Genomic DNA, 15,226 nt, shown 5'->3' with positions numbered 1-15,226 from the left:
TTTTGGCCGCCCATCATCATGAATCCATCATATGATTCTTCTGACTCATCTTCATATTGGAATGGCATCTCCATCCCCATATGAGACTGTTTCGGTGACATCCCTGGGTATGGGGCCTGCTGCTGTGATTGAACGGATTGATATTGGTGATAATCTGGATGGTGATGTACATTAGCATCCATTTTTTTGTTCCCTTGATACTGCCCCTTCACTTCCGGCCCATAAGTTCCAAGTAACCCCTTATTACAGCCGCAATCCTCCTCATCCTCACCGACAGGCTGGGAATAATGCTGAGGGAAGTTTTGATTGTATGAAGAAGGCGATTCGCCTGGTGACTCATAATCTTGTTGCATATATGAACCTGCTGCCTGAGCTTGTTGATTCATCCCTCCATAATAATGATGCGGAACCGGTGCGGAGGCTTGATATGGATAATGTTGCTGGCTTGTTGCATTCATGCTCGCCCCTTGGACGAATCCTTGATCCATCATTTGCATGTCAGGAGACTCCCCCCAAGCATCAGAGCTCTCTTCCATCATTTGATAACCTTGTATTTCCGGAGCCGCCTGATACCCTTGTGCGCCTTGATATGGTGCTTGCATGCCTTGCATGTGCATTTGCGCCCATGGTGGCGGCTGAATACAATAACCGCTTCCAGGCAAGATTGGCGTTACTGGAATACAATCATCCACCGGCTCACTATATTCCTGAGCTGGCTGTACAGCTGGCTTTTTCTTCTTTTTGGTTACTGGCGCTTCTTTTTTCTTTGGTAAAGGTGGTGGTGCTGGAGGCTTTTGCACACTCATATTGGTCATGTTGACCATATAATAATTATTGATGTCGATCTCCGGAATCACCGGCATGGGCACTGGCACTTCTTTTGGAACGATTACTTGCTTTTCTTTAATGATTGGCTTTGGCTGAACGATTTGCTGCTCTTTCTTACCTGGCTGTGGAACGATTTTCTGCTCTTTTACTGGTTTTTGAATGATAGGTTGCTCTTTTATCGGCTGTTGAAATTTTGGCTGCTCTTTTACCGGCTGTTGAAATTTCGGCTGTTCTTTTACTGGTAGTTGAAATTTCGGCTGTTCTTTAACGGCCGGTTTTTGCATAATTTGCTGCTCTTTCTTAGGTGCTGGCTGAGGCTGGAACTGTTGAATTTGGGATTCTTTCATTCCCGGCTGAATATTCACGTTTGGTTTACCCGTTTCTTTTATTACAGCTCCGGATGTCCCTGGTATTTTAATTTTCATTCCGGGCATCATCATGTCCGGGTTGCTCAATTGTGCGTTAACTTTTTTAAGTTCTTCAAAACTGACGCCGTATTTTTTGGCGAGTTTCCAAAGTGTATCGCCTTTTTGGACTATATGAATTTTCACGCTGTTAACCCCTCCTGTGCATATGTCCATATATTCTATGAAGCAGTGGGTGAATTGCTATTATTTTTATCATGAAAACTTATGCGTGAAAAATGACTTTTATGATTGGATCAATGATTTAGGGACATAGAAGGTACTTTTTTGGAGAGGAAATAAATGATGGAACATCTCGAAAAAGGAAGTTCACCCCTTTGGATTCCATTCCTGAAACGCTTCTTTCAGGCTTCTGTCTAAACTCATGGAAATCCGGGTATAAGAAATTAAATGACCTAAGGCTTAGTCTTCAGGTACTTATCTTACATCCCTGGGGGTAATAATAATGAAATGGAAAGGTAGACAGGGCAGCTCGAACGTCGAGGACAAAAGAGGCATGAGCGGAAAAGGCATGGCCGGAATCGGCGGAGGGGTCGGATTGGTAATTGTCTTGATCATGACGCTCCTTGGCGGTAATCCAAGCGAATTGCTAGGCAGCTTGAATACCACTGAATCAAACAATGGCGGCTCTTATGTCGAAAGTGATGAAGAGAAGGAACTTGCGCAGTTCGTATCTGTCGTCCTTGCAGAAACGGAGCAGGTCTGGACAGAAGAATTCCGTAAGAATGGACTGGAATATAAGGAACCGAACCTTGTCCTGTATTCGGGTAGTGTCGAATCGGCATGCGGGATGGCAGCTTCTTCGGTAGGGCCATTTTATTGTCCGGGTGACATGAAACTATATATTGATCTCAGCTTTTATCAAGAGTTAAAGCAAGAATTCCAGGCACCCGGGGATTTCGCCATGGCCTATGTCATTGCCCACGAAGTCGGACATCACGTTCAAACACTTTTAGGGACAACGGAAAAGGAAATGCCCGATCGTTCAAAGGTCAGCGAGACCGAATATAATAGGTTTTCTGTCCGTCTTGAATTACAGGCCGATTATTTGGCTGGAGTTTGGGCACATCATGTCCAAGGAGAGAATTTGCTTGAAGAAGGCGATCTTGAGGAGGCCTTGAATGCAGCAAGTGGTGTGGGGGATGACCGTATCCAAGAAAAAGCACAAGGGTACGTGGTGCCAGACAGCTTCACGCATGGTACTTCCGAACAGAGGAAACGGTGGTTCAATAAAGGTTTTAAATCCGGTGATATGAATGAAGGCAATACTTTTAAAGCGAATAACCTTTAAAAGTTCTTACCTGTTTCGATTACATAATAAAAAGGGGGTCTAATCCCCCTTTTTATTATGATCCAAAATCTTTTTAGAAAGCACTGACTTTAAACGCGCTCCAGCATTCTGTTTAATGCTAGGATGGCATTATCCGCAATGTTCTTTTCCACTTTTATCGGATTGATGATGGTACCTTCTTCAATGGATTCAAGCGCCCATAGCAGGTGAGGCAGATCAATCCGGTTCATTGTAAGACATGGACACATATTCGGATTTAACGAGATGATGTTCTTGTCAGGATTATTGGCGATTAGACGCTTGACAAGGTTCATTTCCGTGCCGATTGCCCAAGAACTACCTGGTTCGGCTTTTTCGATCATATTTATGATGTACGATGTCGAACCCGCATAATCTGACAGGGCGACTACCTCACGGCGACATTCGGGATGAACGATGATATTCATTTCAGGCTGCTCCGCTCTAAGCGTTTCAATATTCGCCGTAGTGAAATTTTCATGGACTGAACAATGTCCTTTCCAAAGAATTACCTTCAGATCTTCCAGTTCCCCTTCATAGATCAATTCATCCTTATGCGGATCCCAGACAGCCATTTCATTCAATGGGATTCCAAGGTCAAAGGCGGTATTCCTCCCAAGATGCTGATCGGGAAGAAAAAGGATTCTTTCTTTTTGCGAGAGGGCCCACGAGACCATCCCCTGTGCATTGGAAGACGTCACCGTCGCCCCGCCATTTTTCCCTACAAAAGCTTTGATGGCCGCAGTGGAATTCACATAAGTTAGCGGAAGGATCGTATCGCCAAATACATCCTGAAGCTTTGTCCACGCCCGTTCCGTTTGTTCAATATCGGCCATATCCGCCATGGAGCAGCCTGCACGCATGTCAGGAAGGATAACCGTCTGCCCTTCTTCCGTCAAAATATCCGCTGTTTCAGCCATGAAATGCACGCCACAAAACACGATATAATCTGCTTCGCGATTTTGCGCGGAAAGCTGTGCCAATTGAAGTGAATCCCCCGTTGAATCCGAAAATTGAATGACTTCCTCCCGTTGATAATGATGACCTGGGATATAAAGACGGTTCCCCATTCGTTTCTTAATGTCATGGACCCGATTCTCCATCTCTTCCTTTGTCATCGTTTTATACTTTTCAGGCAATGCATTTCCTGCTGTTTTAGCCATCTCCAAAATGTTCATTTCAATATCCCCTCCTGCTCTTTGACCTTTGCGCTAATATCAAGTGCTCTGACACTGTGCGTCAAGCTGCCCAACGAAATATAATCTACCCCTGTTTCCCGATATGAGGCTAGATTGTCTAAATGGATCCCTCCAGAAGCTTCAGTTATGATGTGGGCGGGAACCAATTTAATCAGTTGCTTGATTTCTTCGGGGCTCCGATTATCGAACATGATGATATCTGCACCGGCTTCCACAGCTTCAAGCACCTGTTGTGGTGATTCCGTTTCCACTTCCACTTTAGTGGTATGTCCCAGTTTGGATTTTACCGTTTGAATCGCTTTCGTTATGGACCCAGCGAAAGAAATATGGTTGTCCTTTATCATGACTGCATCATACAGACCATATCGGTGATTGAATGCCCCGCCGGAACGGACCGCATATTTTTCAAGCATCCGCAGGCCTGGTGTAGTTTTCCTCGTATCACAAGCTCTCGTCTTCGTCCCCGCTAAAATCTTGGCAGCTTTATGAGCCTGTGTTGCAATGCCGGACATACGCTGCACTAGATTCAAAACGACCCGTTCCCCTTTTAAAAGGGAGGCCATATCGCCGGTCATTTTCGCAAGCTGCTGTCCTTCTTCGAAAACTTCGCCATCTTGAACAAAAAGGAAAACCTTGATTTGCTCATCCAACAATGCAAATCCCGTCTTGATGACGTCCTCTCCACTAAAGACCCCGCCTTCTTTTGCAATGAATGTCAAAGTTCCTTGTTCACCTTGATCAAAAATCGTATCACTCGTTACATCGCATTCCCCTATATCTTCCATTAAAAATTGTTGCAGCATCTGCTTAAGCTTCAATATATTCATATAGTCGTCTCCCTTTCACTCGGTTTTTTACATCCGTGCAAGCAAGGATAACCGAATTTTCAAGCCATTGAGCGTCATCTTCGTTTGGATAGTCACTGCGGAAATGACCGCCCCTGCTTTCCGTTCTGGTCAATGCGGATTCGGCAATCAGCCACGCCACGATTATGGAATTAATTTTCGTTATTTCTTGTATCGATAATGCCGTTACTTCCATATGCAGCAATTTTTCGATATTAAATGTCTCAAGATAATCCTTCAGTCGAGTTAAACCCGCTTCACTTCGAACGATTCCCGCTTCATTCATTAATTTTTCCTGCAATGTCGTGAGATCAGGTAAAAAGGAAATTTGACTGGAACTCTTGGACTGCTCTTTCTCTTCCGGTATCGACCTTGCCGGGGCTTTAGCTAGGAAACGGCCAAGCGTATTTCCAAAAACCAATCCTTCGAGAAGGGAGTTGCTTGCCAATCGGTTTGCACCATGTACACCAGTGCATGCCACTTCACCAACTGCATACAAAGAGGGTACAGAGGTTTGCCCCGATTCATCCACTTCAATCCCTCCCATTAGAAAATGGTTTCCTGGTGCAACCGGGATTTTCCCCAATTGAAGGTCCAGCCCGCTTTTTTCACATAATGAGCTCACTGTCGGAAAACGATTTTTAAAATCCTTAATCATCGAAATATCCAAAAATACCTTTTCACCGCGCTGCAAATAAGAAAAAATCGTCTGTGCAACAATATGCCTTGGTGCTAGATCTTTCAAGCTATGGACATCCTCCATGATCGGCCTTCCCATTTCCGTCACTAATCTCGCACCATCCCCGCGAACCGCTTCTGAAACGAGCCCTTTCGCTTTGCCATTCACAAAAAGCAGGGTCGGATGGAATTGTATGAATTCCATGTCACGAACTTTTGCACCGGCCTTGAATGCAAGTGCGATTCCATCACCTGAAACCGTTTGTGAGTTTGAAGTGAAATGGTATAGGGAACCACAGCCGCCTGTAGCCAAAACCGTATGTTCCGCCTGATAGGCAACAAGATCCCCTGCCTTATCAAGTGTTTTGACTCCTATGCAAGAATCATCTTGCCCGATGATCAACTCCACTGCAGCAACATTCTCCATCACAGTAATCGATGATTTTTTCAAGCGTCCTATAAGATGTTCCATCAAGTACTTTCCTGTAGCATCCCCGTGACTATGGAGGATTCTTCGTTCACTGTGGGCGCCCTCCATGCCAAGCAATAGAGTTCCGTCATCATCATGGTCAAATCGCATACCCAAATCAATAAGTTCAGCTATAACCGAAGGTGCCTCTTCGACGAGTTTTTCCACTGCCTTCACCTTGTTATATCGCTGACCAGCCGCCAGCGTATCTTTTTTATGAAAGGATACTCGGTCACGATCAGATATTGCAGCAGCAATCCCGCCCTGAGCTAAATAAGAATTACCATGACGGATATTTGATTTTGTGATGAGTATCACATGCTTATGTTCACTTGCTTCCAATGCCGTTTTCAAGGCAGCAATCCCGCTGCCTATCACGATGATTTCCGCTTTTACCATTATTTCATTCCTCCTGTTTATGACAGGTGTCTTGACAACTATATTTACATATTATTAAACTATTATCAAGAGTTTTTTAAGATTAAAGGATGGAAGTGATTTCATGATTTATTTGGATTACGCCGCAACAACTCCGATTGATGAGGAGGCTCTCGACGTATTCAGCCAAGCATCCCGGAAGTTTTTCGGGAATGCGAGCAGTTTGCATGATATTGGCTCTGAAGCGGCACGTTTATTGGATATGTCACGACAGCAACTCGCAGAAATGCTGAACATAAAAAAGGAAGGAATCATCTTTACGAGCGGCGGATCGGAAAGCAACATGCTTGCCATCGATACATTCATCGCTTCGAAACCATCCTGGCAGAACCACTTGATTGTAAGCAGAACTGAACATGCATCTCTTGCCAATTTCGTGTCAAAACTTGAACAAGAAGGATTCGAGGTTACTTATTTACGGCATTTGGAAGATGGCCGGGTTGATATTGAACATCTGCAGGAATGTATGTCGGAGAAAACATGCTTGGTCATTGTCCAGCATGTGAATTCGGAAATCGGGGTCATTCAACCCATTGAACAAATAAGTGAAATCGTTCGAAAACACCAGGCTTTTTTTCATGTGGATTGTGTCCAATCATTTGCTAAATTACCGCTTGGGAAGATAGCTGCCTCATGTGATGGATTATCCGTTTCCAGTCATAAGGTTTATGGTCCAAAAGGGACTGGGGCCGTCATTTTCCCGGACATCCACCGGTTGAAGCCTTCTGTACCGAATATCACTCATGAATATGGTTTCAGACCAGGAACAGTGGACGTCCCCGGAATTGCTTCCTTCGTAACCGCTGCCAAGAAATTGGGGGATATCATGGAAGATGAACGGAAACGGATTTCCACACTTAGGATGCAATTGATCCAACGGCTAACGGAAAGGAAAATCGATTTTCAAATCATCGAAGCAAAAAGCGCGCAATTGCCTCACATTCTGGCGCTGACCTTCGCTGGACTGCAAGGACAGTACATCATGCTGGAATTAAACCAGAAAGGATTCGCTGTTTCGACGGGAAGTGCCTGTCAAATCGGTAAACAGGATCCTTCAAAAACGATGATGGCCATTGGGAAAAGCGAAGATGAAGCCCATCAATTCGTCCGCCTTTCCTTTGGCAAAAACACGACGGCAGACGACATTCACAAGTTGGCGGAATGCATCGAAGGAATAGCTGCCATTCGATAAAACCCTCCAATCTGTGTTAGAATGTTTGTAATTAAAGAGGTGAATGTTTATGGAAAGAAAGAAATTACTCGGGGAAGAAAGACGGACGAAACTCTTACATTTATTGCAAACAAGCGCGGAGCCTGTAACGGGCAGCGAGCTTTCGCAGATAACGAATGTAAGCCGGCAGGTTATCGTTGGTGACATAACCCTCCTGAAAGCGCGGAATGAACCTATCATTGCCACGAGCCAAGGCTATCTGTACTTACAAACGGGGAGCACGCAAAAGCCGGAAAGGATCATTGCTTGCCAACACGATCCTTCGCGGACCCAAGAAGAGCTATATTTACTCGTGGATATCGGCATCACGGTTAAAGATGTTAAAATAGAGCACCCCGTATACGGCGACCTAACCGCTTCCATCATGGTCAGCAGCCGGAAGGAAGTCCAGCAATTCCTTTCAAGGGTGACGGCAACGAACGCATCTTTTTTATCAGAACTGACGAGCGGCATCCATCTCCATACACTGAGCGCAGCATCTGAAGAACTGCTCGACGAAGCGGAGTGTGCTTTAAGGGATGCTGGCATTTTAGTCGATTGAATGAACGCAAAATCCTCAAAACCATATCTTTTGAGGATTTTTTTATTGGCCATTATGCTCACTCACCATCGGAATTGCTTTCATTTGAGCTGCCTTACCCGGAGTTTTCTTTTTCTTCCTCGTTACTTCTCAACTGCCCGATAAGACTAATGACGGAACCGCCTCCCGTCGCTTGGATTAATTCAGCATCAGATGGCTTCTCTTCCATATAAGGATATTGATATTTTGTAGTTCCTGCTCCTTATCTTGCTCTTCTTCCTTTTCATCCTTTTCTTGGTCTTTTTCTAGAACACTATTTTTAAGTTCGGCAATTCCGCCTATCGCTTGCATCGAATTCCCAATCGCCAACAAAATTGAATTGATTATCCATCTCTGCTTACCACCACATTTTTGATAAAAAAGGTGCTTCCACTGATTTAGTCATCAACGTATTGTATTACTGTTCCTATTTCCACAGGCGGCCTAACGGGATTTACTTATTGTATTTGCGTTCATCACAATCGGTGTTTGTTTTCCATTCAGAGTCATAGGCTCTTTTTATCATGAAAAACATAAAGCCATCTTCCTCAAAATCAAATAATGAATAGCATTCATTCCTGCCTATTTCTATATAGAATTATAAATCTTGACGAACACAAAAAATGCCCCGGAAATACTCCCGGGGCACCCTTCTTATTTATTGTATCAGCTGAGGTTATACCATTTATCATTCATCGTTGCGGTACACCAGTTTGGACTTTAAAGCATGAATAGCTTCCCATGATCGAAACCGTACATCCCAAGGCCTCGAGTTCAGAGATCGCTCCTGGGATGAGGACATCATCAAGAGACATTTCGATGTCGATGATGAAGAAGTAATTGCCCAATCCTGTTTTCATTGGTCTCGATTCAATCTTGGAAAGGTTCAGTTTCCTCCAGGAAAAAGCGGAAAGGACTTGGTGCAGCTGCCCTGAGTGGTCGGCAGGCAGCTGAATCATCAAGGTCGTTTTCTTGTCCCCTTCAACGGTCAAATGCCCTTCATAGTCGACTTCACTGTTGGATACGACGATAAACTTGGTGTGATTATGCTCGTAATCGTGAATATTTTGTTTTACAATCGTTAAACCGTACTCCTCCGCAGCCATATCATTTGCAATCGCAGCAATATTGATATCGGGATTCTCCATCACCATCTTCGCAGCGGCTGCAGTGGATGTGACATACTCATATGGAATGCCCCTTAGCTCATTATGTAGAAATTTGCGGCATTGAGCAATGGCATGGGAATGCGAATAAACCATGTCGGGTTTGAAACCAGGATATGCATGATCTGGATGCACCATATAATGCTGTTGGATCGGAATCGTCACTTCGCCTTTCATCGGTAATGTGACTTCATGGACTAAGTAATCCATCGTTATATTTACCGAACCCTCCAAAGCATTCTCGATCGGCACGAGCGCGTGATTCACTTCCCCGTCCCGAACAGCATCAAGGCAGTCCGGAATCGTGTTCATCGGTATTTTTATATCATTAGGAAATAGTCGCGATACAGCTAAATCCGTGAATGTTGCTTTTGGTCCAAGAAATGCAATTTTTGATGTCATATTATAAACTCCTTCTCACGGAAAATCTACTGTTTATGTTATGCCATTTTCTGATTTTTTACAATACTTAATCGTTAATTTCCTCTTACAAATGAAAACAGCCTGTACATCTGAAATGTACAGGCTGTTTTCATGCGCCGTTACCAATGATTTCGACTTTTTCGACGAACTCCATTTTACGCAGTTTAGTAAGCAGATCATCAATATCCATCGTCATCCCGCCCGTATTAAGGGATAGGGTGACATTTGCACGTCCCTGCAAAGGAATCGTTTGGTGGATGGTCATGATGTTGCAACCGGATGAGGCGACGAGCCGTAAGAGCTCCGATAGAGTACCAGAACGATCTTCGAGATAGAAGAACAGTGTAATCAGCTTTTCCTTCACAATTGTATGAAACGGAAAAACCGTGTCACGGTATTTGTAAAATGCACTCCTGCTTAGGTCCACTCGCTGTACCGCTTCCCAAACTGATTCTGCTTTTCCCCGTTCAATCATTTCTTTTGCATCCAGCGTTTTTTTCATCGCTTCGGGAAGGACATCCTCTCGAACGAGGAAAAACTTCTGATCGGCCTTATTCAAACTCCGCACGCCTCCTTTTGCCTGCCATCATGGTTTACAATCAATCAACAAATTCAAATTCATATTCAAGGATACGGACGATATCGCCATTTGTCGCACCTTTTTTACGAAGGCCTTCGTCAACTCCGAATGAACGAAGCTGTCTGGCGAAACGACGCACGGACTCATCACGGGTGAAGTCAGTCATTTTGAATAGACGCTCGATCTTGAATCCTGATACGGCAAAGCTGCCATCGGATTCGCGTTCAATGTTAAATTCATCCGACTGTGATGTATGTTTATAAAGAACCCGGTGTATTCCAGTATTCTCTTCTTCATGATCAAGAGGGAACTCAGGCGTTTCTTCGATTTTATCAGCAATTGCATAAAGAAGCTCACGGATTCCTTCACGCGTTACGGCAGAAATCGGGAAGACAGGATAGTCTTCTTCAAGCTTTTCTTTGAATGCTGCTAAATTATCTGCTGAGTCCGGCATATCCATTTTACTTGCTACAATGATTTGCGGACGTTCAGTCAAGCGCAGGTTATACTCTTCCAACTCTTTATTGATTGTTTGGTAGTCTTCATATGGATCCCTGCCTTCAAGACCCGACATATCTATTACATGAACGATTACTCTCGTTCTTTCAATATGGCGCAGGAATTGATGTCCAAGGCCCACTCCTTCTGAAGCGCCTTCGATCAAACCCGGTAAATCGGCCATGACAAAGCTACGGTGATCTTCCGTTTCCACCATTCCGAGGTTAGGAACGATCGTTGTAAAATGGTATTCGGCAATTTTAGGTCTTGCTGCGGATACGACAGAAAGCAAAGTGGATTTCCCTACACTTGGGAAACCAACCAAACCGACATCAGCCAACAGTTTCAATTCCATGATTATATCGCGCTCTTGGCCCGGTTCACCATTCTCCGCGATTTCAGGTGCAGGATTGGCAGGTGTAGCAAAACGGGAATTTCCCCGGCCTCCACGGCCACCCTTTGCGATAATGGCGCGCTGCCCGTGCTCAACTAAATCAGCAATGACTTCCTTCGTTTTTTCATCAATGACAACCGTGCCTGGTGGAACTTTGATGACCATATCCTTTGCGGTCGCACCATGCATGTTTTTGGACATGCCATGTTCTCCGCGGGGTGCCTTAAAGTGACGTTGATAACGGAAATCCATTAACGTACGCAAGCCCTCTTCCACTTCAAAAACGACATTTGCCCCATTACCGCCATCTCCGCCGGCAGGTCCGCCTTTTGGTATGAATTTCTCACGACGATAAGCAACTATTCCGTTACCACCGTCTCCGCCTTTTATATAGACTTTCGTTTGATCGACAAACATGCTATCACTTCCTTGTTTTCTGCAAGTCATTTCTTGCTGTATACTTCTCTAAAAGTTAATATCCATCTTAAAAAATATTTCATCCTCATTACATTCAAGAATTTCAATTGATTGCTCGGCCGTCAATGAACTTTCCAAAAACTCGATCACTGGGGATTGATCAATGAACCTGCCTTGCATATGAAATGAACAGTGCATATCGCTCACTTCTTTTTTACACATGGAAACAGCCAGTATATTTTCAAAAAACGGATCCAGGTTCTTATCCAGAATTTTAAAGAAATCGTTTGTCCAGCGATACATCAGCCCGTCCATCTCAGTTGAGCCTTCAAAAACATCAATGATTTCATATTCGCAATAAAAGGATCCATTATTCCAATTCGACGTCAACAGCATCTCGGTGAATTTAGGTAAATTCAAACTGGAAAGGCGTGCTTCATTCTGGGTTTCAACAATGATTTCATCAATGATGCCCTTGACACGGTCGATTCTGTTCAACTCCAGATTCCCTTTGATGATTTGAATTTTATTCAGCCAGTCATGCCTGGTTTGACGCAGAGTTTCAATAGTCGTCCAATTTTTATCCATTATTAACACCTTCAATTATGATAAAGAAACTTTTTTCGGCTCTATCATGTTGAATACTTCCATTTGTACAGTATATCAAAAAAACAACAAACAGGAAATAAAGCTTGATTCACATGCCTTCACATGAAAGCCCCCGTCCAAAAAATACAGCCGCACACCCTGAGTTCTTTGGACGATGGTAGAGCCATTTGAACTAAAAAAGAGAATGGGCCTTATTTATGCACCAATTGGAGATATTATAGTTGAATTGGAGTGTCTATTTGGTTTAACCAAATCGGATGGATGAGTATTCTTGGATTTCCCCCCTGAAAGTTTAAGAAAGCCCGCCGATTGGCGAGCCATTTGTAAGTCAGAGATTGTTTTCCTTATACTAATGACTAAAGTCTCCTGCAAAATGCTGGTTCGTTCCTATAGTATAAATAAAGGGCCGGACCCCTTCATCACTATATAACATACCATTATTAAAAATGACGCGGTATATAGTGTCTTGTAGAAGGAATCAGACCCTTTTGAGTCAGCCTCTGTTCAAAGATGCCAATTATGCTTCTTGTGCAACTGGATATACGCTTACTTTTTTACGGTCACGTCCGAAACGTTCGAATTTAACAACACCGTCTACTTTAGCGTATAGAGTATCGTCTCCACCACGGCCTACGTTCTCACCTGGATAGATTTTTGTTCCGCGTTGACGGTAAAGGATAGAACCACCAGAAACGAATTGACCATCTGCACGTTTAGCGCCAAGACGCTTAGATTGAGAGTCACGTCCGTTCTTTGTAGAACCTACTCCTTTTTTCGAAGCGAAGAACTGAAGATTTAATCTTAACATTTGTTCCACCTCCTATTGGTTGAGGATAATTTTCATGTATTTACCATAATCACGTTCGATGGTTTGCAGTGATATGAGCATACTGTTCAAGAGCAGCTGCACCTTTTCTTCGGATTCCGGTGAAAGATTCGCCGGAATAACGCAGCGAAGATAGCCGCCTTCTCTCCCTTGCTCAATCTCAGGCTCTACATCCGTTAAGGACATAATCGCATTGACTGACCCGAAGGAAACAGCCGATACACCTGCACAAACGATATCAGAACCTTTTTTAGCAAAATTAGCATGTCCGCTTAAGGTGAACGAAGTAATCCGTTCCTGCGGAGCATCAAATACAACTTTAATCATCTAGAATCAGCCCTTACGCGTTGATTGCTTCGATAACAACTTTTGTGTATGGTTGACGATGACCTTGTTTTTTACGATTGTTTTTCTTCGCTTTGTATTTGAAAACAGTGATTTTCTTTTGCTTACCTTGTTTCTCGACAGTACCTGTTACAGTAGCGCCTTCCACTAGTGGAGCACCGACTTTCACGTCTTCGCCACCTACGAATAAAACTTTGTCAAATGTAACAGTTTCGCCTGCTTCTGCGTTTAATTTTTCAATGTAAACCGCTTCGCCAGCTGCTACTTTAATTTGTTTACCGCCAGTTTCGATAATTGCGTACATACTTGCACCTCCTTAAATGTCTCAGACTCGCCAATCACAGGCGTCTTGTCAAATAGACAAAAGCTTAAGACCTGTTGTTGAGCGGTTGTAGCACGGGTGCTACAAACATAACATTAAAATCCTATCATGAAACCGGAAGAGCTGTCAATATATTTGTAGGAATTCTCGTCCATCACTTGAAAGCTCGCTCGATTTCCTGAACGCTCCCGAAGCGCTTGATGGAATAGGCATTCCTCGAACCTGGGATAAAAGATAGGAATATCTTTTTAGCGATCCATTCCTCCAGTGTCGGCCGATATGATTCTTTTTCGCCAAGCAGCACGTCCGCCACTGCTTTACTGACCTCCACCCAGACCGCTTCATCATCCGTCTTCCTGTGTTCCAGCAGTTCCCGTTCCAACCGGAAGGCCACCGTTTCCGGGCTCTCGATTTTACCGCTTCCACTGCACACGGGGCATGGTACCGACATCATTTCACTTAAAGACGGGGAGGTTCGTTTTCTCGTCATTTGTAAAATGCCCAATTCCGTAAAGCCGATGACCTGGATTCGCTTCTCATCCCTCACCGCTTCCTTTTTGACGATATCGATGATTTCCTGCTTATGCCGTGAATTGTCCATATTGATGAAATCTATCAAGATGATCCCGCTGATATTCCTCAATCTCAGTTGACGGGCGACTTCTTTCGCCGCAGCCTGATTAACCGCAAACAATGTTGCTTCCTTCGCCACCTTTCCGGTGAACTTACCTGAATTGACATCGATTACGGTGAAAGCTTCCGTTTCTTCAAAAATTAAATATCCGCCATTCTCAAGCCAAACGATTTTCTTGGCCATTTTCTCAACTTGCGCTTCGACATTCCATTCGGAAAAAATATTCTTTGGACCCGATACATGGGATATATCCCACTCCTTACGGTTTTCCTGTATCCACTTTTTCAACTCCAGATAAGCCTCGAAATCATCGATGGCAAGTTCCCCTGTCGCCGTTCCCGACATTTCAGAAATGATCATGTCAAGGTATGCGTCCCTCTCATAGAGTATGGACGGGGCCTTAAAGGACGCAGCCTTAGCTTCTAGCCCTTTATAGAGCTCCCGCAATCCAGTTAACCTGTCAAGGAATACCGATTCACTTTCGTTCTCCATCGAGGTGCGGACAATCAATCCCTCATCAGGATGTTTATGCTGCAAGGCCGTTTCCCGCCACTGCTTTTGAAGATCATCGTTTTTGAATTTCTTTGAAACACCAACATAATCTATTCCATGTATGTATACGAGGGATTCTGTTGAAAACTCGATCAGCCCAGTCAATTTAGCTCCTTTGGTGCCCGTTTCATCCCGAGTCACCTGAACTAGCAGCTTTTCTCCCTGATGGACAAATTGACCGATGGATGCTTTCCCCTCACTTTTTTTTGTCAGCTGGAAAGAGGGAATCTCGTCACGGTGTAAAAAACCATTCTTCTCTGCACCATAATCAATGAAGACGGCATCCATTCCCGGTAAAACCTTCGTCACTTTCCCAAGATAAATATTACCGACCGTACTGCGCTTTTGAGGCGGCATGATTTCAAGTTTACGTAAAACACCATTCTCTAGTACGGCCACTCTTTTTTCGCGTGAAGCTAGGTTCGCGATCATTTTTTTCATCAAAAAAAATCCTCTCCTCAATTTGAAGAAAGGATAAC

The 15,226-nt window shown here is 44.0% G+C and carries 16 protein-coding genes and 1 other annotated feature; of the genes, 3 read left to right on the top strand and 13 right to left on the bottom strand.

What is annotated here, in order from left to right:
- A partial coding sequence (safA, locus tag J7J00_RS28375) for a SafA/ExsA family spore coat assembly protein (RefSeq protein WP_309487225.1) occupies nt 1-1,379 on the bottom strand: 1,379 nt, incomplete at its 3' end.
- A gap of 319 nt (nt 1,380-1,698) precedes the next feature.
- Here safA and ypfJ point away from each other — a divergent pair.
- Complete coding sequence (gene ypfJ, locus J7J00_RS22315) at nt 1,699-2,544, top strand: KPN_02809 family neutral zinc metallopeptidase (protein ID WP_214794694.1); 846 nt, start codon at nt 1,699-1,701, stop codon at nt 2,542-2,544.
- An 89-nt stretch (nt 2,545-2,633) separates the two neighbouring features.
- On the opposite strand, the gene nadA is transcribed toward ypfJ, so the two are convergent.
- The 3 genes from nadA to nadB are packed head-to-tail and all read right to left on the bottom strand — an operon-like array spanning nt 2,634 to nt 6,152.
- Complete coding sequence (gene nadA / locus J7J00_RS22310) at nt 2,634-3,740, bottom strand: quinolinate synthase NadA (protein WP_214794692.1); 1,107 nt, start codon at nt 3,738-3,740, stop codon at nt 2,634-2,636.
- The gene (gene nadC, locus J7J00_RS22305; RefSeq protein ID WP_214794690.1) at nt 3,737-4,588 is read right to left on the bottom strand and encodes a carboxylating nicotinate-nucleotide diphosphorylase; all 852 of its coding nucleotides are present in this window, start codon (nt 4,586-4,588) and stop codon (nt 3,737-3,739) included. The genes nadA and nadC overlap by 4 nt, the downstream gene beginning before the upstream one ends.
- Nucleotides 4,569-6,152, bottom strand: a complete 1,584-nt coding sequence (gene nadB, locus J7J00_RS22300; RefSeq protein ID WP_214794688.1) for an L-aspartate oxidase — start codon at nt 6,150-6,152, stop codon at nt 4,569-4,571. The genes nadC and nadB overlap by 20 nt, the downstream gene beginning before the upstream one ends.
- Before the next feature lie 103 nt (nt 6,153-6,255).
- Between nadB and J7J00_RS22295 the strand changes: the two genes are divergently transcribed.
- Both J7J00_RS22295 and J7J00_RS22290 read left to right on the top strand, forming a co-directional pair.
- Nucleotides 6,256-7,383 carry an IscS subfamily cysteine desulfurase gene (locus tag J7J00_RS22295; RefSeq protein WP_214794686.1) on the top strand — a complete coding sequence of 376 codons (1,128 nt, stop codon included), beginning with the start codon at nt 6,256-6,258 and terminating at the stop codon, nt 7,381-7,383.
- A gap of 49 nt (nt 7,384-7,432) precedes the next feature.
- On the top strand, nt 7,433-7,963 hold the full coding sequence (locus J7J00_RS22290; protein ID WP_098370081.1) for a transcription repressor NadR: 531 nt from the start codon (nt 7,433-7,435) through the stop codon (nt 7,961-7,963).
- Nucleotides 7,964-8,140: 177 nt separating this feature from the next.
- Here J7J00_RS22290 and J7J00_RS22285 read toward each other — a convergent pair whose 3' ends face one another.
- From J7J00_RS22285 to J7J00_RS22245, 9 genes are all read right to left on the bottom strand, one after another.
- On the bottom strand, nt 8,141-8,311 hold the full coding sequence (locus J7J00_RS22285; protein WP_214794684.1) for a hypothetical protein: 171 nt from the start codon (nt 8,309-8,311) through the stop codon (nt 8,141-8,143).
- Nucleotides 8,312-8,673: 362 nt separating this feature from the next.
- The gene (pheA, locus tag J7J00_RS22280) at nt 8,674-9,549 is read right to left on the bottom strand and encodes a prephenate dehydratase (RefSeq protein ID WP_214794682.1); all 876 of its coding nucleotides are present in this window, start codon (nt 9,547-9,549) and stop codon (nt 8,674-8,676) included.
- Between the two features lie 130 nt (nt 9,550-9,679).
- Nucleotides 9,680-10,129, bottom strand: coding sequence for an ACT domain-containing protein (locus tag J7J00_RS22275; RefSeq protein ID WP_214794680.1), 450 nt, complete (start codon nt 10,127-10,129; stop codon nt 9,680-9,682).
- Nucleotides 10,130-10,169: 40 nt separating this feature from the next.
- On the bottom strand, nt 10,170-11,459 hold the full coding sequence (gene obgE / locus J7J00_RS22270; protein ID WP_214794678.1) for a GTPase ObgE: 1,290 nt from the start codon (nt 11,457-11,459) through the stop codon (nt 10,170-10,172).
- A 48-nt stretch (nt 11,460-11,507) separates the two neighbouring features.
- Nucleotides 11,508-12,047, bottom strand: coding sequence for a Spo0B domain-containing protein (locus J7J00_RS22265; protein WP_098370077.1), 540 nt, complete (start codon nt 12,045-12,047; stop codon nt 11,508-11,510).
- Nucleotides 12,048-12,585: 538 nt separating this feature from the next.
- The gene (gene rpmA / locus J7J00_RS22260; protein WP_034308845.1) at nt 12,586-12,876 is read right to left on the bottom strand and encodes a 50S ribosomal protein L27; all 291 of its coding nucleotides are present in this window, start codon (nt 12,874-12,876) and stop codon (nt 12,586-12,588) included.
- A 12-nt stretch (nt 12,877-12,888) separates the two neighbouring features.
- The gene (locus J7J00_RS22255) at nt 12,889-13,221 is read right to left on the bottom strand and encodes a ribosomal-processing cysteine protease Prp (protein ID WP_056525537.1); all 333 of its coding nucleotides are present in this window, start codon (nt 13,219-13,221) and stop codon (nt 12,889-12,891) included.
- A gap of 13 nt (nt 13,222-13,234) precedes the next feature.
- Entirely contained in the window at nt 13,235-13,543 is a 309-nt protein-coding gene (rplU, locus tag J7J00_RS22250) for a 50S ribosomal protein L21 (protein WP_034308849.1), read from the bottom strand.
- Nucleotides 13,544-13,556: 13 nt separating this feature from the next.
- Nucleotides 13,557-13,640: a sequence feature (ribosomal protein L21 leader region), on the bottom strand.
- A 75-nt stretch (nt 13,641-13,715) separates the two neighbouring features.
- Nucleotides 13,716-15,188 carry an Rne/Rng family ribonuclease gene (locus tag J7J00_RS22245; protein WP_214794676.1) on the bottom strand — a complete coding sequence of 491 codons (1,473 nt, stop codon included), beginning with the start codon at nt 15,186-15,188 and terminating at the stop codon, nt 13,716-13,718.
- Between the last annotated feature and the right edge of the window lie 38 nt (nt 15,189-15,226).

Source organism: Bacillus sp. ISL-4, assembly GCF_018613275.1.
GTDB classification, from domain to species: Bacteria; Bacillota; Bacilli; order Bacillales; family DSM-1321; genus Peribacillus; species Peribacillus simplex_E.
The sequence above is the reverse complement of the archived record's forward strand: the minus strand, read 5'-3'. Positions and strand labels throughout refer to the sequence as shown.

Coding starts and splice junctions, on each gene's coding strand:
- rplU (WP_034308849.1), bottom strand. CDS start 13,543: ATGTACGCAATTATCGAAACTGGCGGTAAACAAATTAAAGTAGCAGCT.
- J7J00_RS22245 (WP_214794676.1), bottom strand. CDS start 15,188: ATGAAAAAAATGATCGCGAACCTAGCTTCACGCGAAAAAAGAGTGGCC.
- nadC (WP_214794690.1), bottom strand. CDS start 4,588: ATGAATATATTGAAGCTTAAGCAGATGCTGCAACAATTTTTAATGGAA.
- J7J00_RS22255 (WP_056525537.1), bottom strand. CDS start 13,221: ATGATTAAAGTTGTATTTGATGCTCCGCAGGAACGGATTACTTCGTTC.
- nadB (WP_214794688.1), bottom strand. CDS start 6,152: ATGGTAAAAGCGGAAATCATCGTGATAGGCAGCGGGATTGCTGCCTTG.
- J7J00_RS22290 (WP_098370081.1), top strand. CDS start 7,433: ATGGAAAGAAAGAAATTACTCGGGGAAGAAAGACGGACGAAACTCTTA.
- nadA (WP_214794692.1), bottom strand. CDS start 3,740: ATGAACATTTTGGAGATGGCTAAAACAGCAGGAAATGCATTGCCTGAA.
- ypfJ (WP_214794694.1), top strand. CDS start 1,699: ATGAAATGGAAAGGTAGACAGGGCAGCTCGAACGTCGAGGACAAAAGA.
- J7J00_RS22265 (WP_098370077.1), bottom strand. CDS start 12,047: ATGGATAAAAATTGGACGACTATTGAAACTCTGCGTCAAACCAGGCAT.
- J7J00_RS22295 (WP_214794686.1), top strand. CDS start 6,256: ATGATTTATTTGGATTACGCCGCAACAACTCCGATTGATGAGGAGGCT.
- pheA (WP_214794682.1), bottom strand. CDS start 9,549: ATGACATCAAAAATTGCATTTCTTGGACCAAAAGCAACATTCACGGAT.
- rpmA (WP_034308845.1), bottom strand. CDS start 12,876: ATGTTAAGATTAAATCTTCAGTTCTTCGCTTCGAAAAAAGGAGTAGGT.
- obgE (WP_214794678.1), bottom strand. CDS start 11,459: ATGTTTGTCGATCAAACGAAAGTCTATATAAAAGGCGGAGACGGTGGT.